We start from the raw sequence: 20,213 nt of genomic DNA, 5'->3' as shown, positions 1-20,213 counted from the left end.
TCCGGCCCTCCGGAGCGACGGGATGCGACCCCGCTGTCGTGTGTGCGGGGCGCGCGTTCGCTCAGGCGTCGATGCGGGCCCGGCTGAGGTCGTCGGCGCCGGCGATGATGAACTCCTTGCGCGGAGCGACGTCGTTGCCCATCAGCAGCTCGAAGACGCGGGAGGCCGCCTCGGCGTCGGGCACGCGCACCCGGCGCAGGGTGCGGTGGGCGCGGTCCATCGTGGTGGTCGCCAGCTGGTCCGCGTCCATCTCGCCGAGGCCCTTGTAGCGCTGGATGGGCTCCTGGTGCTTCTTGCCACGCTTCGCCAGATCGGCGAGCACCGCGTTCAGCTCGGCCTCCGAGTAGGTGTAGATCGTCTCGTTGGGCTTGGAGCCGGGATTCTGGACGATCACACGATGCAGCGGCGGCACCGCGGCGAACACACGCCCCTCCTCGATCATCGGTCGCATGTAGCGGAAGAACAGCGTCAGCAGCAGCGTGCGGATGTGCGCACCGTCGACGTCGGCGTCACTCATGATGATCACCTTGCCGTAACGGGCCGACGCGAGGTCGAAGCTGCGGCCGGAGCCGGCGCCGATCACCTGGATGATCGCGGCGCACTCGGCGTTCGAGAGCATGTCCGAGACGGAGGCCTTCTGCACGTTCAGGATCTTGCCGCGGATCGGCAGCAGCGCCTGGTACTCGCTGTCGCGCGCACGCCGGGCGGTGCCGAGGGCGGAGTCGCCCTCGACGATGAACAGCTCGCTGTTGGCGACGTCGCTCGATCGGCAGTCGACCAGCTTGGCCGGCAGCGAGGAGGTCTCCAGGGCGTTCTTGCGCCGCTGCGTCTCCTTGTGCGCTCGCGCGGAGATGCGCGACTTCATCTCGGCCACGACCTTGTCGAGCACGAGCGCCGCCTGCGCCTTGTCGTCGCGCTTGGTGGAGGTGAACCGTTCGCTGAGGGCCTTCTGGATGACCTGCGCGACGATGTTCCGCACGGCCGGGGTGCCGAGCACCTCCTTGGTCTGGCCCTCGAACTGCGGCTCGGGGAGGCGGACGGTCAGCACGGCGGTCATCCCGGCGAGCACGTCGTCCTTGTCCAGCTTGTCGTTGCCGACCTTGAGCCGCCGGGCGTTCTGCTCCACCTGGGCGCGGAGGAACTTGAGCAGCCCCTGATCGAACCCGGTCTGGTGGCTGCCGCCCTTGGGGGTGGCGATGATGTTGACGAAGCTGCGCATGACCGTGTCGTACCCGGTCCCCCAGCGCAACGCGATGTCGACCTCGCAGGTGCGGGTCAGCTCGGTCGGGATCATCGCCCCGGTGTCCGAGAGCACGGGCACGGTCTCGGTGAACGTGCCCTCGCCCTGCAGACGCCAGGTGTCGGTGATCGGCGCGTCCGGAGCGAGGAACTCGACGAACTCCGAGATCCCGCCCTGGTACTGGAACGTGGTGCGCTCGCCCTCGGGTGTGCGCTTATCGTCGATCGTGATCGCGAGACCCGGCACGAGGAAGGCGGTCTGGCGGGCGCGGCCGACCAGGTCCTCCACCGAGAAGGCGGCACCCTTGGTGAAGATCTGCCGGTCCGCCCAGTAGCGCACACGTGTGCCGGTCCTGGCCTTGGCCACCTTGCCGACGACCCGCAGCTCGCTGCCGCTGACGAACGGCGAGAAGGCCGCGTCCGGACTCGGGCCGCCCGATCCGTCGGCGAACACTCCGGGCTCGCCGCGATGGAACGACATCGCCCAGGTCTTGCCGTCGCGGTCGACCTCGACGTCGAGGCGTTCCGAGAGGGCGTTCACGACCGAGGCGCCCACGCCGTGCAGGCCACCGGACGCCGCATACGAGCCGCTGCCGAATTTGCCGCCCGCGTGCAGCTTCGTGTAGACGACCTCCACACCGGTGAGCCCGGTCTTGGGCTCGACGTCGACAGGGACGCCGCGCGCCGTGTCGCGCACCTCGACGCTGCCGTCGGGATGCAGGAGGACGTCGATCGCGGTGCCGTGACCGGCCAGCGCCTCGTCGACCGAGTTGTCGATGATCTCCCAGAGGCAGTGCATGAGCCCGCGGGAGTCGGTCGAGCCGATGTACATGCCGGGGCGCTTGCGGACGGCCTCCAGCCCCTCCAGCACCGACAGATGCCTGGCCGAATAGTCTGAGCTCGCCACGAGTGCTCCTTGCGTTCCGGTGCGCGCGGAGGATGCGGGCGCACTGCTCCTTCCAGCGTAGACAACCCTGAGGAACGTCCCCGCCACCGACACTCGTCGCGCGGGAGGCTACGCGTTGAGCGAAATAGCAGGCAATGCGCGACGGATTCGGGGTCAAGCGTGGTTCTATAGACGTACCGAGTTCACCGGTTGCGACTGAAAGGAGCATCACATGTCGACGATCACTTCGGAGAATGATGCGGTTGACGAGCTCGCTTCGGGGCCGCAACTCACTGCTGCGGACCGTTGCGACAGCTGCGGAGCCCAGGCGTACATCCGCGTCGTCGTGAACAACGGGGAGCTGCTGTTCTGCGCCCACCACGGCAAGAAGCACCAGGAGAAGCTCTCGGAGATCGCCCACAGCTGGCACGACGAGAGCGCACGCCTGTTCGAAGAGCAGCGCGCGTAACGCGATCGCGTCGCGACCCGCGAGGCTGACCGGACGATGACCGCAGGGCACGGCGTGCGCAGGCGCGCCACGATCGACCTGTCCGTCGTCCGATCCACTGCCGCGGCTCTCGCCGCCTCCCTCCAGGACTCCACCGCCGATCTCCGCGCGGACGCGTACGGCCACGGGCTCATCCCCGTGGCCCGTGCGCTGTCCGATGCGGGGGTCGGCGGTTTCGTCGTGTCCCGCATCGAAGACGCCGCCGCGCTCGCGGATGACGGCATCGACACCCGCGTCACCGTCGGCGGGGCCGGTCCAGGCTCCGGTGCGCTGCTCGGGCCGGCGCTCTTCGGCCTCGACCCGGCCACGCCGACCGCCCCCGCGATGCGTCTGAGGGGCGAGATCATCGCCGTCAAGCACGTGGAGGCCGACCGCGGCGTCTCGTACGGCTACACCTACCGCACCGCGCAGCCGACCACGCTCGTGCTCGTGGCGCTCGGCTACGCAGACGGCATCCTCCGCGTGGCATCCAACAAGGCACCCGTGCAGGTCGGAGCGACCCGTGGACGGGTGACCGGGCGGATCGCCATGGATCAGTTCGTCGTCGACATCGGCGGCGGCGCAGCCTCCCCCGGCGACCCTGTGGTCCTGTTCGGCGACCCGGCCCGCGGCGAGCCGACCGTACTCGACTGGGCCGACGCGATCGGCGTCGCCGCGCCCGTCATCACCAGCCGGCTGGGCCGGCGCATCGAGAGGGTGCACTGCGCATGACGATCGTCGACGCCATCGCCGAGCCGCTGCCGCGCGCCGTCATCGACCTCGCCGCCCTGCGGCGCAACGTCGCCCATCTCGCCGCGATCGCCGCGCCTGCGGAGGTCATGCTCGCCGTGAAGGCGGACGCCTACGGGCACGGCCTGCTCCCCATCGCCGAGGCCGGGCTGGAGGCGGGTGCCACCTCCCTCGCGGTGCTCGAGGTCCCTGCTGGACTCGTCCTGCGCCGTGCCGGTGTCACCGCTCCCCTGCTCGCCTGGCTGCACGGTCAGGACACCGAGTGGCAGGCCGCCATCGAGAACGACATCGAGCTCGGCATCTCCGCCCGCTGGCAGCTCGACGCGATCGCCGCGGCCGGCGCGGACCGTCCCGCCGTCGTGCATCTCAAGGTCGACACGGGACTGAGCAGGAACGGCGCCACCCGCGCCGATTGGCCCGGTCTGGTCGACGCCGCTCTGGCCCTGCAGGAGCGCGGCGTCGTGCGCGTCCGCGCCGCCTGGTCGCACCTGGCGGACGCCTCCCTGGAAGAGGACCGACGCGCACTGGCCGAGTTCCGCGAGGCCGTCGCCGAGGCCGAGGCCCGCGGCGCCCGCTTCGAGATCCTGCACCTCGCCGCCAGCTCGGCGGGGATGCGCATGCCCGACGCTCGTTTCGATCTCGTCCGCTTCGGGATCGCCGCCTACGGCTTCTCCCCCTTCGACGATGCCACCGGCGCAGAACTCGGCCTCGAGCCCGTCATGCGCCTGGAGGCTCCCGTCACCGAGGTGCATGTGGACGGCACGACGCACGTCCGGATCGCGATCGGCTACGGCGACGGCGTCCCGACGCTCGGCATCGCGAAGGCGTCGGTTCTGCTGGACGGCCGGCGCTGCCCGGTCCTCGCGGTGGACGTCGACTCGATGCTCGTGGACGCGGGCACCGCCCGCGTGCGCATGGGTGACCCGGCCATCCTCTTCGGCCCGGGCGTCGACGGGGAGGCCACCGCGGAGACCTGGGCGGACTGGGCGGAGACCATCGCGGACGAGATGATCACGGGCGTCGCCGCGCGGGTTCCGCGCGTCTACGTCGGCTGATCCTCCGATCGAACGCAGCGGAACCGCGTCGCAGTCGCCCGCACGTCCGCTCGCTCGCTACAGCGACACCCCGAGGCGGCTCGCGATCGCCCGGCGCGCGTTGGTCGCGTAGCGGTCGACCCGCTCCGTCTGCGGCACCGGGGGCAGCTCGGCGCGCAGAGCGGTCGCCAGCATCCGGTCGGCGAGCACCGGGTTCATCGGCAGCACGGGGCCGTGCAGGTGGGTGCCGATGGCCGCTCCGACGGTCACGCCCTCGGTCGCTCCGTCGTTGCCGATCCCGCTGAGCACGCGGCCCAGCGGCTCGCCGCCCTCCAGCTCGGTCCGGGCGGAGTGGTTCTCGAAGCCGGCCAGGCTGCCCGTCTCGGGACTGCGCACGACCATCTCGCCGACGTGACGGGCCCGGCTCAGCACGGCGCGGCTGGGGAACACCCCGGCGCCGGTCAGCGTCTCCCCCTCCGGAGTCACGAACTCACGGCCCAGCAGCTGCCAGCCTCCCGCGACCGCGAGGAGCGGCACCCCGGCGTCGCGCCAGTCGCGCAACCGGGAGGCGATGCGCTGGACGTCCTCCAGCACCACACGCTGGGCGGAGAGCGGGCCGGAGCCGATGTGGACGATGTCCACGCTCGGCGGCAGCTCGGCTCCCGGGGCGTGCGTCACGACCTCCACTTCGATGCCCCGCCACCGGGCGCGCTCCGCCAGGGCGAGCACGTTGCCCGCGTCGCCGTTGATCCCCAGCTCGCGCGGGTACAGGTGCAGGATGCGCAGCACGCTCACCGTTCGCCGCCTTCCAGGTCGAGGAATCCGAGCTGCTTGCGGATCAGCATCATCTGCTCGTAGTTGACGATCATGGTCTTGGTGCCGCGCGACGGCTTCGGCAGGGCGAGGAAGGCGGTCAGAGCCGGCTTCAGCTCGGGGACGACCTGGTCGACCTCGATGCCCGCGTACGCGAAGCGGGTCGCGAACTGCCACGCCTTGGTGCCGGAGGCGATGTCGACGTGACCGATCTTCGAGAGGTCGATGTCGTAGACCCAGGACGGGTCGGGCGTGCCCTCGTCGACGGCGACGAAGACCTGCTCGGGCGACTCCGCCAGGTAGTCCAGGTTGAGCTGGAGGCTCGGCGGATTCTTCATCATGATGATCTCGATGTCCTCGTCGCCGACCCGCAGGGTCTCCCCTCGGCCGTAGACGGTGCGCAGCGACGCCATCGCCGCGACGACGGCGGTCGGGCGGAACCGGTCACCGAGCAGGCGCCGCGCCAGGGCGGTCGCGCCCGCGGCGTCCACCGCGTAGTGCAGGCCGCGCGCCGGCAGCCCGATGCGCACGTGCTCGCCGCCGATCGTGAGCTGGGCGCTCTGCAGTTCGAGCGCCGAGACGAAGACCGCGGGCACCGGGAGGGCTCCGGCGGCCACGCCGGTGAGGTCCTCCACGTTCGCCAGCCCGTTCGGGGCGGCGTCGATGATCGACGGTGCCACGGCGAACGTCGACACGTCGCGACCGGCGGCCGCGAGGTCCGCCCCCACGCGCGCCAGGCTGTCGTCGTCGGCGTTCACCACGACGAACTCCGAGGAGGTCTCGGCGATGGACCGCAGCATCCCGACGACCCGCGTCGGCTCGAAGAACCGGTTGAGCTGGTCGATCTGCACGTTCAGCAACAGGGAGGCGCGCGGCTTCAGGAGGGTGGCCAGGTCGACGCCGTAGGCCTCGTCCACCTCGATGACGCCGACATCGCCGCGGACGTAGCCGTCGAGCGGGACGTCGGCGAGGAGCGCGGACGCGATCCCCTGCGGCAGGTTGCCGCCCGACGGGTTGGTGAAGACGTCGAGGCCGTGCTCGCGCAGGATGGCCGTGAGCATGTTCGTGGTGGTCGACTTGCCGTTGGAACCGGAGACGAACACGACACCGAGCGGCAGCCGGCTGACGGCGCGCTCCAAGAACTTCGGTGCGATGGCGAGCGCGACCCGGCCGGGCACCGCCGACCCCCCGCCCCGCAGGCGCAGCAGCCAGCGGGCGAGGCGGCCGGCGACGACCGCCAAACGATAACGCACCGGTTTACTCGAGGTAGTCGCGCAGCGACTGCGAGCGGGACGGGTGGCGCAGCTTCGCCATCGTCTTCGACTCGATCTGGCGGATGCGCTCACGCGTCACGCCGAAGGTGTCACCGATCTGGTCGAGCGTCTTCGGCATGCCGTCCCCGAGGCCGAAGCGCATGCGGATCACGCCCGCCTCGCGCTCGGACAGGGAGTCGAGCAGGCTCTCCAGCTGCTTCTGCAGCATGGTGAAGCCCACCGCGTCGGCCGGGACGACCGCCTCGGTGTCCTCGATCAGGTCGCCGAACTCGCTGTCGCCGTCCTCGCCGAGCGGAGTGTGCAGCGAGATCGGCTCGCGACCGTACTTCTGCACCTCGATGACCTTCTCCGGGGTCATGTCGAGTTCCTTCGACAGCTCCTCGGGGGTGGGCTCGCGACCCAGGTCCTGCAGCATCTGGCGCTGCACGCGGGCGAGCTTGTTGATGACCTCGACCATGTGCACCGGGATGCGGATGGTACGGGCCTGGTCCGCCATCGCGCGCGTGATGGCCTGACGGATCCACCAGGTCGCGTACGTGGAGAATTTGAAGCCCTTGGTGTAGTCGAACTTCTCGACGGCGCGGATCAGACCGAGGTTGCCCTCCTGGATCAGGTCCAGGAACTGCATGCCGCGGCCGGTGTAGCGCTTGGCGAGGCTGACCACGAGGCGCAGGTTGGCGCCGAGCAGGTGGCTCTTGGCGCGCTGGCCGTCGCGGGCGACCCAGCGCAGCTCGCGCTCCAGCTCCTTCGGCATGCTCGGCGTGTTCGCGAGCTTGTCCTCGGCGAAGAGTCCCGCCTCGATGCGCATCGCGAGCTCGACCTCCTCCGCCGCGTTCAGCAGCGGGACCTTGCCGATCTGCTTCAGGTAGTCCTTGACCGGGTCGGCCGTCGCACCGGTGATCGTGCTGGAGTACACGGGGATGTCATCGTCCTCGTCGACAGCGCGGAGCACCAGAGCGTCGGTCGGCAGCGGCGCCGCGGCGACCGCGGCCGCAGCGGCGTCGGCCGGCTTGAGTGCCGCGTCGTCGGAGTCGTCCGCGTCGTCCGACGCCTCGGCGTCGTCGCCCTCGGCCGTCTCGTCCTCGTCGATCGCGACCTCGGCGTCCTCGTCGACCTCTTCGTCGTCGTCCGCCGCGCGCCCCTTGGGCTTGGTCGCACCCTTCTTCGCCGCCGGCTTCTTGGCAGCGGTCTTCGTCGTCGTCTTCTTCGCGGCCGTCGGGGTCGTGGCCGCGCCCTCGGCGCCCGCCACCGTCTCCTCGACCGTGTCGGCCTCCGGGGCCTTCGTTGCTGCACGGGTTGCCATGTGAACACCTTTCAATACCAAGCGGAGACCGGATTCCTCGTGGCTCCGTCGTGGCTCAGGGTTGCGTGCGGACATTACTAAGACCCATGTCAAGTCTCGGGGGGAACGTCGGGCATCGTCGAATGCTCCGACCCACGAGATATGAACGGGTCCAGACACCAATTATTGCACGGATTGACCTGATCCCCCGACCACGACGACCGCCACGCGCCGGACGGGATCGCCTTCTCCTGAGCCCTGCGGTCAGCGCGTCTCGCGACCGCTCCTCCTCCGCCATGCGTCGGAGAGTGCAACCCAGATCGGGGCCACTTCTATTCCCTCTTCCTCGCGCAGCCGTCGTCGCGTGCGCCGCCGGGCGCGGACCAGCAGGACCACGCCTGCTCCCACGATCACGTACTGGATCGCGAACGCCCAGCGGAAGGAGTCGAGGGCGTACAGGTCGGCCGCCCCTCCCGCGGCGACGCGGGCGCCGTTCTGCAGGTCGAGCGCGACACCGATGAGGAACATCATCACGAAGCTCGCGAGGAAGCCGCCGACGTTGACGATGCCGTTGGCCGACCCGAGACTGTGCAGCGGGTTGGAGGTGCGCGCGAAGTCGAACCCGATCAGGGAGCCCGGTCCGCCGATCCCGAGCGCGATCAGCAGCGCGATCAGCAGCCACACCGGGGGGACGCCCGGCCAGAGCAGCACCACCGCCCATACCACGCCCATCATCGCCACGATCCCGAGCACCAGGTTGCTGCGACGCAACGGGAAGCGCGCGGTGAGCAGGCCGAGCACGGGCCCCGCGATCAAGCCGGTGACGACGGACACGATCAGCAGCGCCGACGCCTCCGCCGGGTCGATCCCCAGCGCGAACGCCATGAACGGCAGCCCCCACATCAGACTGAACACCGTCCCGGAGGACTGGGTGACGAAGTGCGACCAGAAACCGAGCTGCGTCCCCGGCCGCGCCAGGCTGATCCGCAGCTGTCGGAACGAGTCGGACCAGGTCGCCGGCCGAGGACCTTCGGAGGACCCGACCGGCCGGTCCGCGATGGCGACCGCGATCGCGATCAGGGCGAGCACGGAGAGGGAGGCGGCCGAGAGGAACGCGGTCGTCCAGCCCGAGAGATGCAGGAGGAGCGCGAACGGGACGGCGGAGAGCACCTGTCCCAGCTGGCCGATGTTCCCGATCCACTGGGAGAGCTGCGGGACGATGCGGCCCCGGAACCAGGAGTTCGTGAGGCGCATCACCGAGGTGAACACGGTGGCGTCTCCGGCCCCCACCAGGACGCGCCCGAGGATGGCGACGGTGATGTTCGGCGCGAACGCCACAGCCACCTGCCCCGCCACCATCAGGGCGGTGCCGATCAGCATGAGCCGGCGCGAGCCGATCCGGTCGATCAGCACCCCCACGGGGATCTGCATCGCCGCGTAGACGATCAGCTGCACGACGGCCAGGGTCGACAGGACGGACGCCGAGACGTGGAAGCGGTCGGTCGCCGCGACGCCCGCGACACCGATCGTGGTGCGCTGCATCACCGCCACGAGATAGGCGAACGCGCCGATCCCGAAGACGAACCAGGATCGCCGCGAGTTCACCCCACGAGTCTAGGCGGAGCGTCCCGGCGGTCCGGGGAGCCCGCCTTGCGGGCGGCGCGACGGCTCAGCGGTCGCCGCGCCCGTTCTCCTCGTCGCCGTGGCGGCGGAAGGCCAGGAAGTTCTCCAGCTCGGCGGCGATCTCATCGGCGGACGGCAGCTCGCCGTCGCGGTCGGTGAGCGGCGAGCGCAGCTGGTTGTCCTCCATGTACGTGTCGTGCCGCTCCTCGAGCGTGCCGACGAGCTTCGCCAGTTCGGGGTTGCCTGCGACCTGCTCGTCGATGTTCGCGATGAAGTCGCGATCCTCCTGACGCAGCCGGTCGCTGGGGAAGATGAGCCCGGTCGCCGCGCTGATCGAGTCGAGACCGGCGATCGCGGCCGCCGGGTACTCGGTGTCGGCGAGGTAGTGCGGGATGAGCAGGACGAACCCGGCGGTCGGGTGGTCGAGCGCCTGCAGCCGGAACTCGAGGAGGTGGAGCGCATTGCCCGGCACCTGGGTCTGCGGCTTCCACACCGACATGGTCTCGATCAGCTCGGTCCGGTTGCCGCTCACCGTCACCCCGATCGGGCGCGTGTGCGGGACGGGCATCGGGATCGCGTGCACCCAGGTGACGCTGCGCACGCGGTAGCGCTCGATCAGACCGAGCACGGCCTCCGTGAACGCCTCCCAGCGGAAGTCGGGCTCGAATCCGGAGAGCAGCAGGAACGGCTGGCGCAGTTCGTCGTAGGCGAGGTACAGCTTGAGGGTCGCCGGCTGATAGTCGGCCAGGTGATCCTGATCGAAGTAGATCAGCGGCCGGCGGGCCCGGTAGTCGAGCAGGATGTCCGCGTCGAAGGTGGCGACGACCTCGCTGTCGAGGGTGCCGAGCAGATAGGTGCCGAGCTGGCTGACCCCCGCGCCCGCATCCGCGAACCCCGTCAGGCCCGCGACGAGCGGGAGCCCCTCCGGGACCTCGACGGTCGGGTTGAGCTCGAACAGATCAGCGGGGAGTCGCATGCGTCAACTCTAGGCCGCCCCGGAACCCCCGACCGGTACTGCGGGCCGCCTCGCAGCACGCCCACAGCGAACAGTGAGACGCGCACGGGCGGGCTAGGGTCGGAGCATGACGGTTCCTGCTCTCTCGCTCGCGTCCGATTCCTCCTCCCTCACCCCGGCCGACGTGCTCGTGGTCGGCGCCCGCGTCGTCCGCGACGAGGTCGTCGTGCTCTCCGGCCCCGATCAGGGCACCCTCGCCGGCCAGCTGACGGCGGTCGGCTTCGCCGGCGGTCGGGACGAGCTGGTCCGCCTCCCGGGCACGGCCGGCGGACCGTCGCTCGCGGTGATCGGCCTCGGCGACGAGCTCGACGAGGACGCCCTCCGCTACGCCGCAGGCAGTGCCGTCCGCCAGCTGGCCGGCACCGCCCACGTGGCCATCGAGCTCCCCGCCGACGGGGACTCCCTGCTCGGCGCGGTCATCGAGGGCGCGGCCCTCGGCTCCTACGCGTACACGGAGTACCGGGAGAAGAGCACGGCGAAAGCACCGGTACCCGCGATCACCGTGATCGGCGCTCCGGCCGGCGCGACCGCCGACGACCTGCTGGGGCGCGCCACGGCCGTCGCCGGCGCGGCCTCCCTGGTCAAGGACCTCGTCAACATGCCACCGCTCGACCTCTACCCCGAGACGTTCGCCGAGCGCGCGCAGGAGGCCGCAGCCGGTCTCCCCGTCGACATCACCGTCTGGGACGAGGCGGCCCTCGCCGAGGGCGGCTTCGGCGGCATCCTCGGGGTCGGCCAGGGCTCCACCCGGCCGCCGCGGCTCGTCAAGGTCGACTACGCCCCGGCCGGAGCGACCCGGCACCTCGCGCTGGTCGGCAAGGGCATCACCTTCGACTCCGGCGGGCTCTCCCTGAAGCCGCCGACGGGCATGGTCGGCATGAAGTACGACATGACGGGCGCCGCCACCGTGCTCGCGGTCGCCCTCGCCGCCGCGCGGCTCGGCCTGCCGGTGCGGGTGTCGGCGTGGCTCTGCCTGGCCGAGAACATGCCGTCCGGCTCCGCGATCCGACCGAACGACGTGCTGCGCATCCGCGACGGCCGCACCGTCGAGGTGCTGAACACGGACGCCGAAGGCCGGCTGGTGCTGGCCGACGGGCTCGCCGCCGCGAGCGAGGACCGCCCGGACGCGATCGTCGACGTCGCCACCCTCACCGGCGCCGCCATGGTCGCGCTCGGCACGCGCTACGCCGCCGTGATGGGCTCCGAGGGGCTCGTCGACGAGGTGCTGCAGGCCGCCAAGGCGAGCGGCGAGCTGCTCTGGCCGATGCCGCTCTCGGGCGAGCTGCGCGCCACCATCAACTCCGACGTGGCCGACATCGCCAACGCCAACCCGGGCCAGTCCGCGGGCGGCATGCTGCTGGCCGGCGTGTTCCTCCAGGAGTTCGTCGGCCGCACCGGCGACGAGGACGACGCCCCGCGCATCCCGTGGGCGCACCTCGACATCGCCGGCCCCGCCAAGGGACCGGCCTCGCCGTACGGCTTCACCGGCAAGGGACCGTCCGCCGTCAGCGTACGGGCGCTCGTCCGTTTGGCCGAGGAGTTTTCGCGGAAGTAGTAGGGTCGTATGGGCGAGAAGATCTCGTCCGTCAACGCCTGCCCGGAGTCACCCCTCGGGGCAGGATCGTGTCACGAATCCTGATGCGCGAGGGAGTAACTGGGTGTCTGAGCAGAACTTTGACATTGTGGTGCTCGGCGGTGGGAGTGGAGGCTACGCAGCAGCGCTGCGTGCGGCCGAGCTCGGTTTCACCGTGGGCATGATCGAGAAGGACAAGGTCGGCGGCACCTGCCTGCACCGCGGCTGTATCCCGACCAAGGCGCTGCTGCACGCGGCCGAGGTCGCGGACTACTCCCGCGAGTCGGCGAAGTACGGCATCATCACCCAGCTCCAGGGCATCGACATCAACGGTGTCACCGAGTACCGCCAGGGCATCATCGCCAAGAAGTACAAGGGCCTGCAGGGCCTGGTGAAGGCCCGCGGCATCACCGTCATCGAGGGCGAGGGCCGCCTCACCTCCCCGACGACCGTCCAGGTCGGCGAGGACACCATCGTCGGCAAGCACGTCGTGCTGGCGACCGGCTCCTACTCGCGCAGCCTCCCCGGTCTCGAGATCGGCGGGCGCGTCATCACCAGCGAGCAGGCGCTCGAGCTGGACTTCGTCCCGAAGAAGGTCGCCGTGCTCGGCGGCGGCGTCATCGGCGTGGAGTTCGCCAGCGTCTGGAAGTCGTTCGGCGCCGAGGTCACGATCATCGAGGCCCTCCCCCACCTGGTCCCCAACGAGGACGAGTCGATCAGCAAGTCGCTCGAGCGCGCGTTCCGCCGCCGTGGCATCGACTACCGCCTCGGCGTCCGGTTCGCCGGTGTCACCCAGAACGAGAACGGCGTCGTCGTCTCGCTCGAGAACGGCGACACCGTCGACGCGGAGCTGCTGCTCGTCGCCGTCGGCCGTGGCCCGCAGACCGCGAACCTCGGCTACGACGAGGTCGGCATCACGATGGACCGCGGCTTCGTCCTCACCGACGAGCGCCTGCAGACCAACGTCCCGGGCGTCTACGCCGTCGGCGACATCGTCCCCGGCCTGCAGCTCGCGCACCGCGGCTTCCAGCAGGGCATCTTCGTCGCGGAGGAGATCGCGGGCCTGAACCCGATCATCGTCCCCGACGTGAACATCCCCAAGGTCACGTACTGCGACCCCGAGGTCGCCTCGGTCGGACTCAGCGAGGCCAAGGCCGTCGAGCAGTACGGTGCGGACAAGGTCAGCAGCTACGACTACAGCCTCGCCGGCAACGGCAAGAGCGAGATCATCGGCACCAGCGGCACCGTCAAGGTCGTCCGGGTGAACGATGGCCCGGTCGTCGGCGTGCACATGATCGGCGCTCGCGTGGGCGAGCTCATCGGCGAGGCTCAGCTCGCCGTGAACTGGGAGGCGTACCCGGAGGACATCGCTCCGTTCATCCACGCCCACCCGACCCAGAACGAGTCGCTCGGCGAGGCCTTCCTGTACCTCGCGGGCAAGCCACTGCACACCCTCTAACGTCCGAGCCGCCGCACCTGCGGTTGCAATAAGCTACTGAACATCAGGTTTTGAAGGAGAGAAAGCTCATGAGCGAATCCGTCAGCCTCCCGGCACTCGGCGAGAGTGTCACGGAAGGCACGGTCACCCGCTGGCTGAAGAATGTTGGCGACCGTGTCGAGGTGGACGAGCCCTTGCTCGAAGTCTCGACCGACAAGGTCGACACCGAGATCCCGTCGCCGGTCGCCGGCGTCATCGAGGCGATCCTGGTGCAGGAGGACGAGACCGTCGAGGTGGGCACCGCGCTCGTGACCATCGGCGACGGCTCCGGCGCGGGTGCAGAGGCTCCGGCCGCCCCCGCCGAGGCCGCCCCCGCCGAGGCGCCGGCTCCGGCCGCCGAGGCTCCCGCTGCGGAGGCTCCGGCTGCCGCTCCGGCTCCCGCCGCTGCTGAGGCCCCCGCCGTCACTCCGGCTGCTGCTGAGGCTCCGGCTGCTGCTGAGGCTCCGGCCGCCGCTGAGGCTCCCGCCGCTGCTCCGGCCCCGGCTGCCGCTCCGGCTCCCGCCGCTGCTGAGGCTCCCGCCGCTGCTGAGGCTCCCGCCGCTGCTCCGGCCCCCGCCGCCGCTCCGGCTGCGGAGGCCCCGGCTGCTGCTCCGGCTGCCGCTGCGGCTCCCGCCGCTGCTCCGGCTCCGGCCGCGTCGACCGGTGGCGCGCACGCCGGCAACGCCGGCTACGTGACCCCGATCGTCCGCAAGCTCGCGAACGAGCAGGGCGTCGACCTGGCGAGCGTCACCGGCACCGGTGTCGGCGGCCGCATCCGCAAGGAGGACATCCTCTCGGCAGCTCAGCCCGCCGCCGCGGCGTCGGCTCCGGCCGCCGCCCCGACCGTCGAGGTCTCGCCGCTGCGCGGAACGACCCAGCCGATGTCCCGGCTGCGCAAGGTCGTCGCCGAGCGCGCCGTCATCTCCATGCAGTCGACCGCTCAGCTCACCTCGGTGGTGGAGGTGGACGTGACCAAGGTCGCCGCCTTCCGCGACAAGGTGAAGGGCGACTTCCTCGCCAAGACCGGCGTGAAGCTCTCGTTCCTGCCGTTCTTCGCTCTCGCGGCGGCCGAGGCGCTCAAGACCTACCCGGTCATCAACGCCACCGTCGACGGCGACAACATCGTGTACCCCGACCACGAGAACATCTCGATCGCGGTCGACACCGAGCGCGGCCTGCTGACGCCGGTCGTCAAGGACGCCTCGTCGCTCGACCTCTCGGGTCTCGCGAAGGAGATCGCTGATCTCGCCGAGCGCACCCGCGACAACCGCCTCAAGCCGGACGAGCTCGCGGGCGGCACGTTCACGCTGACCAACACCGGTTCGCGTGGCGCCCTGTTCGACACCCCGGTCGTCTTCCTCCCGCAGGTCGCGATCCTGGGCACCGGCATCGTCACGAAGAAGCCCGTCGTCATCACGGCGGACGGCACGGAGTCGATCGCCATCCGCTCCACGGTGTACCTGGCCCTCTCCTACGACCACCGCATCGTGGACGGCGCCGACGCGGCCCGCTTCCTGGTGGCCGTGAAGAACCGGCTCGAGGGCGGCGACTTCGAGGGCAGCCTCGGCATCTGATCCGCCTCACGAGTACACCGCTCGTATCCGCCAACCGGCCTCGCCCCTCACCAGCAGGAGCGAGGCCGGTTCGCTGTCCGGACCTCCCTGCGGATCGGTCCGGACCGTCACCAGCACGGCCTCCCCCCAGCGCTGCGTGATCACCGCGCTCCCCTGACCGGCGCCGCTCGAGCCGCCGTGGGCCGCCAGCCACGCCATCGCCACCCGCACGGGATCGTCCGCATCCGGCCCGACGGCCGAGCACGCTCCCCCGCCCTCTCGCGGGCCGCCGGCCGCGCCGTCGTCGTCCCCGCCGGTTGCATCCCCTTCCCCGTTCAGGTCGAACACGTCCGGTTCCGCACAGCGTGCACCGCCGTCCGGGGGCCCCGACGCCGCTCCGGACCGTCGCGTGCCCTCGGTGGCGTCGTCCCCGGGCGAGGCTCCGACGGCGACCGGTGCACGCGACGCCGACGCCGACGGTGTCGCCTCTGATCCGCCATGCGTGGCCGTCGACACGGTCCGCGCCGCCGGACCGGGGCCGGCCGCGTCGACCGGGACGGCCACGAACAGGACAGCGGCCAGCACCGCCGGAAGAGCTGCGAGCGCCACCGTCTTCGGCCGGCGCCGGAGGTACGCGACCGCGGCGACCCGCGCGTCCCGCAACGGGTTCCCGTCCAGCACCGCGTCCCACCACGCCGCGGCGCCCGCCCGCGAGGCGCTCCGGCCCCCGGCCCTGCTTCCGGAGCCTGACCGCCCGCCACCCAGTCGACCGCGCTTCCTCTGCTCCGGACCGGCGGGGTCGCGGCGGCGTTCACCGCCGTCGCCCCCTCCGATCCCGGCCGGCGCTCCCCGGCGTTCACGCAGCACGGCTCGTCCGACCTCGGGAGTCACGGCTCCGCCGTTCCCGCCGGCTCCGGTGCGCCGGAGCGCCGCCCGCCTGTTCGTGCGCCCGCGGACGCGACGGCGCGACTCCGCCCGTGCGCGATCCGCCAGGTCGCGACGGCGTACCGCCCGGGACGGATCGACCGCCGGGCGAGCACCGCCGCGTCGTGGACCGGCGAGCTGCACGGCAGCGGGTGGCGCCGCCGCCAGGATCGCGGCGCGGAGCCCGCCCGCTCCCGACGCGAACACCGTCTCGACCCGGTTCGCCAGGTCGGCGCCGCGCCCGTCGGCGACGGCCGCCGTCACGTCCCGGACGAGTCGGAGGAATGCCGCGGCGTCGCCCTGCGCCCGCTCCGGTGTCAGCGGACCGGCCCCCTCCCCGGCGGCGACGACCGGGCAGCCGTCGTCACGGAACCGGATGCTCGCGCACCGCGGCTCGATCCCTCCGCAGCCACTGCCGTGGGCGGCGTGCATGACCTCGGCGACGGCGAGAAGGATCGTCACCGCCTCCCCCACGCTCAACGGCCCGGCGGCCATCCGGCCGGCCAGGCTTCCCGCGGGCAGATGCTCGAGCAGCCGCACCTGAACCGTCCCGCCGCGGACCCGCCGCACCGGAAGCGCGTGCTCCTCGGCGAGGTGCTCGCTGTCGACGACCGGGCCGTCTCCGGGCCCGGCGCGGCTCCCAGGACCGCCGCGCCCACCGGCCCCGCCGCGCCCACCGGGCCCGTCCCGCTCCCGGGATTCCGTCCCCTCGTCGCCCGTCTCACCTCGTCGCATCCGCAGACACAGCACGGCGGGCCGCACCAACTCCCCTCCCTCCACGACCACGTGATACGTGTCAGGCGGCGACGGGAGGACCCGGCGCGTGCGCGCTCCCAGCTCTCGTGCCACGGTCTGCGCGAGTCTCGCCAGATCGGCACCGTGGCCCGGTCGGAATCTCCTCATGGCCTCCATTCCAGTGCCCTCTCGTCCCGCCGGGGCGGCGTGGACCCGATCGGTGCAGAGGTCGTGCCGGCCCGACCGATGTGGAGAACTTCAGACCAGGGACGATAATTACTGGACTCAGTCCATATATGCTGAACCGGTGACTGCATACGACCTCTCGAGGCTCAGCACCAACGCCGTCCCGTACGACGAAGCACTCCAGCGGCAGCGTGAGGTGCACGCCGCCGTCGTCGCCGGCCGGGCGCCCGACACCCTCCTCCTGCTGGAGCACCCGCCGGTCTACACGGCCGGCAAGCGCACCGAGCCGGACGAGCGGCCGACCGACGGCACCCCGGTGATCGACGTCGACCGCGGAGGCAAGATCACCTGGCATGGTCCGGGCCAGCTCGTCGGCTACCCCATCCTGCGCCTTCCCGATCCGATCGATGTCGTCGGCTACGTGCGCCGTCTGGAGTCCCTGCTCATCGCCGTGCTCGCCGACCTGGGCGTGCACGGCGAGCAGGTCGAGGGTCGCTCCGGCGTGTGGCTGCGCGCCGACGGCCGCGACGAGAAGATCGCCGCCATCGGCATCCGGGTCGCCGAGGGCGTCACGATGCACGGCTTCGCCGTGAACTGCTCCAACGACCTGGAGCCGTACGAGCACATCGTCGCCTGCGGCATCCGCGATGCCGGCGTCACCACCGTCTCGCACGTTCTCGGCCGCACCGTCACGCCGGAGGACGTCGCTCCACTCGTGGTCGCCGCCTTCGAACGCTGGGCCGAGGCGCCCGCCGCGGGGACGACGACCGCGACGGAGGCCGCCGCGTGAGCGCCGTGCCGGAGGGGCGCCGGATGCTGCGCCTCGAGGTCCGCAACGCCCAGACCCCGATCGAGCGCAAACCCGAGTGGATCAAGACCAGGGCGAAGATGGGGCCGGAGTACCGGCAGCTCCACTCGCTCGTGAAGTCCGAAGAGCTGCACACGGTCTGCCAGGAGGCCGGCTGCCCCAACATCTACGAGTGCTGGGAGGATCGCGAGGCCACCTTCCTCATCGGCGGCTCCCAGTGCACCCGCCGCTGCGACTTCTGCCAGATCGACACCGGCAAGCCGGCCGCGTTCGACCGTGACGAGCCCCGGCGCGTCGCCGAGTCGGTCGCCCGCATGGGCCTGCGCTACTCGACCGTCACCGGCGTCGCGCGCGACGACCTGGAGGACGAGGGCGCCTGGCTGTACGCCGAGACCATCCGCGAGATCCACCGGCAGAGCTCCGGCACCGGCGTCGAGATCCTCGTCCCGGACTTCACCGGCCGCCCCGAGCTCCTCGGCGAGGTGTTCTCCGCCCGCCCCGAGGTGTTCGCCCACAACGTCGAGACCGTCCCCCGCATCTTCAAGCGCATCCGACCGGCCTTCCGCTACGAGCGCTCCCTCGACGTGCTGACGCAGGGCCGTGCGGCCGGGCTGATCACCAAGTCCAACCTGATCCTCGGGATGGGCGAGGAGCGGCACGAGGTCGGCCAGGCGCTGCGCGATCTGCACGACGCCGGCACCGACATCATCACCATCACCCAGTACCTGCGGCCGAGCCCGCGCCACCTGCCCGTCGCGCGCTGGGTGCACCCGGACGAGTTCGTCGAGCTGAAGGAGGAGGCCGAGGCCATCGGCTTCCTCGGTGTGTTGGCCGGGCCGCTGGTGCGCTCCTCGTATCGCGCGGGCCGGTTGTGGGCTCAGTCGATGCAGGCGAAGGGCCGTCCTGTGCCCGCGGAGCTGCAGCATCTCGCGGACGCCTCGCTCGGGTTCGCCCAGGCCGTCTCCTGACGGCGAACGTCGTCTGCCGGACGCCCCGCGGGACGGTATCCTTGTGCGTATGGCACGCAAGGACAAGTCCACCAAGGAGCCCGGTCGGCTGAAGCAGATGTGGCAGGTCTTCCAGATGACCCGCCGCTACGACGACCGCGCACTGCTCTACATCATCCTGGGCTTCGTCCTCCCGATCATCGCGGGCGTGCTCCTGGCGATCTTCTTCTCCGGCGGCAACGTCTTCACGATGGTCCTCTGGATCATCGCGGGCGTGTTCGGCGGCGTGCTGGCGGCCCTGATCATCCTCGGCCGCCGCGCGGAACGCGCCGCGTACTCGCAGATCGAGGGGCAGCCGGGCGCCGTCGGCGCTGTGCTGCGCAGCTCGCTCAAGCGCAGCTGGCGCGGCTCCGAGATGCCGGTCGCCGTCAACAGCAAGACGCAGGACGCGGTCTATCGTGCCACCGGCCGCGGCGGCGTCGTGCTCATCAGCGAAGGTCCGAAGACCCGCACCCAGCGCATGGTCGACGAGGAGCGCCGCAAGGTCACCCGCGTGCTGCCGAACGTGCCCGTCACCGTCATCAGCGTCGGCCCGGACAGCGACGCGGTCGCGCTGCACAAGGTCCCCCGCACGCTGGCCAAGATCAAGCCGACGCTGACCAAGGCGGAGGTGCTCGCCATCAGCAACCGCCTGCAGTCGCTCGAGAACGCCCTGCCGATCCCGAAGGGCATCGACCCGATGAAGGTCCGCGCGCAGCGCGCCCGCTGACCCGACGCTTCGACACGAACGCGCCGCTCCCCACCGGGACGGCGCGTTCGTCCGTTCGTCCCCTGCGGTCGTCGGCGGATGTCAGCCGCGGAGCAGGACCGTCCCGGCGATCTTGTCGTGGAAGCCGCGCTGGTCGGAGTCCCACACCAGCGCCGGGATGGCGATGCAGAGCAGGACGGTGCGCACGATCGGCCGCCACAGCCCCACCCAGCCCCCGCGGAGCGCGACGACCCGGAGACCGAAGATGCGGTGGCCGATGCTGCCGCCGATGGTCGGGATGAACACCACCTGCATCAGCGCGAACATGCCGAGGTTGGCGAGCGGGTCGTAGTGGAAGAACGAGAAGGAGATGAGCGAGGCGATGGCCCAGTCCACGACGATCGCACCGAGTCGGCGGCCGAAGCGGGCGACGGAGCGCGGACCGGCCTCGGGAAGACCGAGGCGCTCCCCGGGATAGCGGCTGGGGGCGATGTCGCCGGAGCGGTTCGGGGGGTTCTGGGGCACCCGTCGAGTTTACCCGGGGCCGGTACACGTAACATGCCGGAAACATTTGCGTCACGGCGGGGAAACGGCCTCCCCCTACCGTGGGGGTGGGACTGCACGCGCAGTCCGGTCACCGCAAGCCATTGGGAGTCCTCCGTATGTTCCGTGATTCTTCCGAGGTGCTCAAGTTCATCAAGGACACCGACGTCAAGTTCCTTGATATCCGCTTCACCGACCTGCCCGGTGTGCAGCAGCACTTCAACATCCCCGCCTCGACCGTCGACGAGGAGTTCTTCTCCGTCGGTCAGCTCTTCGACGGCTCCTCGATCCGCGGCTTCGCGTCGATCCACGAGTC

The 20,213-nt window shown here is 71.0% G+C and carries 18 protein-coding genes; 10 read left to right on the top strand and 8 right to left on the bottom strand.

From position 1 onward, the window contains the following. Nucleotides 1–61: 61 nt before the first annotated feature. Nucleotides 62–2,146: a DNA gyrase/topoisomerase IV subunit B gene (locus U870_RS0101425; RefSeq protein ID WP_025155639.1), complete on the bottom strand. Its 2,085-nt coding sequence runs from the start codon at nt 2,144–2,146 to the stop codon at nt 62–64. A gap of 211 nt (nt 2,147–2,357) precedes the next feature. On the opposite strand from U870_RS0101425, the gene U870_RS0101420 reads away from it, so the two are divergent. From U870_RS0101420 to alr, 3 genes are read left to right on the top strand one after another with little or no spacing between them, the layout of a single operon-like run. Continuing rightward, on the top strand, nt 2,358–2,594 hold the full coding sequence (locus U870_RS0101420; protein WP_025155638.1) for a DUF7455 domain-containing protein: 237 nt from the start codon (nt 2,358–2,360) through the stop codon (nt 2,592–2,594). A 36-nt stretch (nt 2,595–2,630) separates the two neighbouring features. Then, on the top strand, nt 2,631–3,344 hold the full coding sequence (locus U870_RS0101415) for an alanine racemase (RefSeq protein ID WP_115644382.1): 714 nt from the start codon (nt 2,631–2,633) through the stop codon (nt 3,342–3,344). Next, nucleotides 3,341–4,417 (top strand): alanine racemase, encoded by a 1,077-nt coding sequence (alr, locus tag U870_RS0101410; RefSeq protein ID WP_025155636.1) that lies wholly within the window; start codon nt 3,341–3,343, stop codon nt 4,415–4,417. The genes U870_RS0101415 and alr overlap by 4 nt, the downstream gene beginning before the upstream one ends. 57 nt (nt 4,418–4,474) lie before the next feature. On the opposite strand, the gene U870_RS0101405 is transcribed toward alr, so the two are convergent. From U870_RS0101405 to U870_RS0101385, 5 genes are all read right to left on the bottom strand, one after another. Beyond that, nucleotides 4,475–5,191: a type 1 glutamine amidotransferase gene (locus tag U870_RS0101405; protein ID WP_025155635.1), complete on the bottom strand. Its 717-nt coding sequence runs from the start codon at nt 5,189–5,191 to the stop codon at nt 4,475–4,477. Next, nucleotides 5,188–6,462, bottom strand: coding sequence for a MurT ligase domain-containing protein (locus U870_RS0101400; RefSeq protein WP_025155634.1), 1,275 nt, complete (start codon nt 6,460–6,462; stop codon nt 5,188–5,190). Before U870_RS0101400 ends, U870_RS0101405 begins: the two co-directional genes overlap by 4 nt. Before the next feature lie 4 nt (nt 6,463–6,466). Next, nucleotides 6,467–7,786: an RNA polymerase sigma factor gene (locus tag U870_RS0101395; protein WP_025155633.1), complete on the bottom strand. Its 1,320-nt coding sequence runs from the start codon at nt 7,784–7,786 to the stop codon at nt 6,467–6,469. Nucleotides 7,787–8,029: 243 nt separating this feature from the next. Next, nucleotides 8,030–9,370 carry an MFS transporter gene (locus U870_RS0101390; RefSeq protein WP_025155632.1) on the bottom strand — a complete coding sequence of 447 codons (1,341 nt, stop codon included), beginning with the start codon at nt 9,368–9,370 and terminating at the stop codon, nt 8,030–8,032. 64 nt (nt 9,371–9,434) lie between these two features. Beyond that, the gene (locus U870_RS0101385; RefSeq protein WP_025155631.1) at nt 9,435–10,364 is read right to left on the bottom strand and encodes a proteasome assembly chaperone family protein; all 930 of its coding nucleotides are present in this window, start codon (nt 10,362–10,364) and stop codon (nt 9,435–9,437) included. A gap of 106 nt (nt 10,365–10,470) precedes the next feature. Between U870_RS0101385 and U870_RS0101380 the strand changes: the two genes are divergently transcribed. From U870_RS0101380 to sucB, 3 genes are all read left to right on the top strand, one after another. Further along, complete coding sequence (locus U870_RS0101380) at nt 10,471–11,958, top strand: leucyl aminopeptidase (protein ID WP_025155630.1); 1,488 nt, start codon at nt 10,471–10,473, stop codon at nt 11,956–11,958. A gap of 103 nt (nt 11,959–12,061) precedes the next feature. Next, nucleotides 12,062–13,435 carry a dihydrolipoyl dehydrogenase gene (gene lpdA, locus U870_RS0101375; RefSeq protein ID WP_025155629.1) on the top strand — a complete coding sequence of 458 codons (1,374 nt, stop codon included), beginning with the start codon at nt 12,062–12,064 and terminating at the stop codon, nt 13,433–13,435. A gap of 68 nt (nt 13,436–13,503) precedes the next feature. Further along, nucleotides 13,504–15,027: a 2-oxoglutarate dehydrogenase, E2 component, dihydrolipoamide succinyltransferase gene (gene sucB, locus U870_RS0101370; RefSeq protein WP_025155628.1), complete on the top strand. Its 1,524-nt coding sequence runs from the start codon at nt 13,504–13,506 to the stop codon at nt 15,025–15,027. A gap of 6 nt (nt 15,028–15,033) precedes the next feature. Here sucB and U870_RS0101365 read toward each other — a convergent pair whose 3' ends face one another. Next, a complete protein-coding gene (locus tag U870_RS0101365; RefSeq protein ID WP_162819069.1) occupies nt 15,034–16,833 on the bottom strand; it encodes a hypothetical protein in 1,800 nt (599 codons plus the stop codon). A 139-nt stretch (nt 16,834–16,972) separates the two neighbouring features. Here U870_RS0101365 and lipB point away from each other — a divergent pair, with 139 nt between their 5' ends. Genes lipB through U870_RS0101350 form a run of 3 tightly spaced genes read left to right on the top strand, consistent with a single transcriptional unit; the run spans nt 16,973 to nt 19,375 of the window. Beyond that, nucleotides 16,973–17,641 carry a lipoyl(octanoyl) transferase LipB gene (lipB, locus tag U870_RS0101360; protein WP_025155626.1) on the top strand — a complete coding sequence of 223 codons (669 nt, stop codon included), beginning with the start codon at nt 16,973–16,975 and terminating at the stop codon, nt 17,639–17,641. Beyond that, complete coding sequence (gene lipA / locus U870_RS0101355; RefSeq protein ID WP_025155625.1) at nt 17,638–18,627, top strand: lipoyl synthase; 990 nt, start codon at nt 17,638–17,640, stop codon at nt 18,625–18,627. Before lipB ends, lipA begins: the two co-directional genes overlap by 4 nt. A 49-nt stretch (nt 18,628–18,676) precedes the next feature. Next, nucleotides 18,677–19,375: a DUF4191 domain-containing protein gene (locus tag U870_RS0101350; protein WP_025155624.1), complete on the top strand. Its 699-nt coding sequence runs from the start codon at nt 18,677–18,679 to the stop codon at nt 19,373–19,375. An 81-nt stretch (nt 19,376–19,456) separates the two neighbouring features. Here U870_RS0101350 and U870_RS0101345 read toward each other — a convergent pair whose 3' ends face one another. Next, entirely contained in the window at nt 19,457–19,879 is a 423-nt protein-coding gene (locus tag U870_RS0101345; protein WP_025155623.1) for an RDD family protein, read from the bottom strand. 137 nt (nt 19,880–20,016) lie between these two features. Between U870_RS0101345 and U870_RS22275 the strand changes: the two genes are divergently transcribed. Next, nucleotides 20,017–20,213 (top strand): glutamine synthetase (locus U870_RS22275; RefSeq protein ID WP_043709161.1); only part of this gene is annotated, 197 nt, incomplete at its 3' end.

Source organism: Leifsonia aquatica H1aii, assembly GCF_000633535.1.
GTDB classification, from domain to species: Bacteria; Actinomycetota; Actinomycetes; order Actinomycetales; family Microbacteriaceae; genus Leifsonia; species Leifsonia aquatica_A.
Note: the sequence above shows the minus strand (reverse complement) of the source record. Positions and strands in the feature narration are given on the sequence as shown.

What these genes read in the sequence shown, in the direction of transcription:
- U870_RS0101420 (WP_025155638.1), top strand. Translation starts at nt 2,358, where the DNA reads ATGTCGACGATCACTTCGGAGAATGATGCGGTTGACGAGCTCGCTTCG.
- U870_RS0101415 (WP_115644382.1), top strand. Translation starts at nt 2,631, where the DNA reads ATGACCGCAGGGCACGGCGTGCGCAGGCGCGCCACGATCGACCTGTCC.
- alr (WP_025155636.1), top strand. Translation starts at nt 3,341, where the DNA reads ATGACGATCGTCGACGCCATCGCCGAGCCGCTGCCGCGCGCCGTCATC.
- U870_RS0101395 (WP_025155633.1), bottom strand. Translation starts at nt 7,786, where the DNA reads ATGGCAACCCGTGCAGCAACGAAGGCCCCGGAGGCCGACACGGTCGAG.
- U870_RS0101385 (WP_025155631.1), bottom strand. Translation starts at nt 10,364, where the DNA reads ATGCGACTCCCCGCTGATCTGTTCGAGCTCAACCCGACCGTCGAGGTC.
- U870_RS0101380 (WP_025155630.1), top strand. Translation starts at nt 10,471, where the DNA reads ATGACGGTTCCTGCTCTCTCGCTCGCGTCCGATTCCTCCTCCCTCACC.
- sucB (WP_025155628.1), top strand. Translation starts at nt 13,504, where the DNA reads ATGAGCGAATCCGTCAGCCTCCCGGCACTCGGCGAGAGTGTCACGGAA.
- U870_RS0101365 (WP_162819069.1), bottom strand. Translation starts at nt 16,833, where the DNA reads ATGAGGAGATTCCGACCGGGCCACGGTGCCGATCTGGCGAGACTCGCG.
- U870_RS0101350 (WP_025155624.1), top strand. Translation starts at nt 18,677, where the DNA reads ATGGCACGCAAGGACAAGTCCACCAAGGAGCCCGGTCGGCTGAAGCAG.